The organism is Mesorhizobium sp. CNPSo 4671 (assembly GCF_057784245.1).
The window spans coordinates 1-427 of sequence record NZ_JBWLUW010000088.1 but is presented as its reverse complement, the minus strand read 5'-3'; the positions used below and the strand labels follow the sequence as shown (position 1 = coordinate 427).

Below are 427 nucleotides of genomic sequence, written 5' to 3'. Positions count from 1 at the left end.
AGGATCCGGGACTTGAAGAACTTCGTTTCCCGGATGGTGATCGTGCCGGCAATCAGATCGACATCACCAAGATCGAGACGCGCGAGTTCCCCCAGCCGCAACCCGCAGCAATAGGCCAATACCAGCATCACGTAGAGGCTCACCGGTCGCAGCGGTGACCGCGGTGAAGGGTAGGATTGGGCGATATCGAGAAGCCGACGGATCTCTTCGACACTGTAGATGTAGGGCCGGCGCCATTGCTTCGCGACCTGCTGTCCCGGCCGCGGGTCGGGACGTTTGTGTCGCGCGTCATGGAAAATTGCCCCCTCGGCGCCACGAGGAATTGCCCCCTCAGTGGATAGCTGAGGAGAGAGCAAATGAACGAACAACGAATCACGGAAAGCCCGTCGTGGATTGATCCACGGGGGCAGGTGATGAAGACGCCGGA

General features: G+C 60.0%; 1 protein-coding gene. It reads right to left on the bottom strand.

Features of this window, described 5'->3' with window-relative positions:
- On the bottom strand, nucleotides 1-427 hold a 427-nt coding region (locus AC04SF_RS37500; protein WP_488481889.1), incomplete at both ends, for a tyrosine-type recombinase/integrase.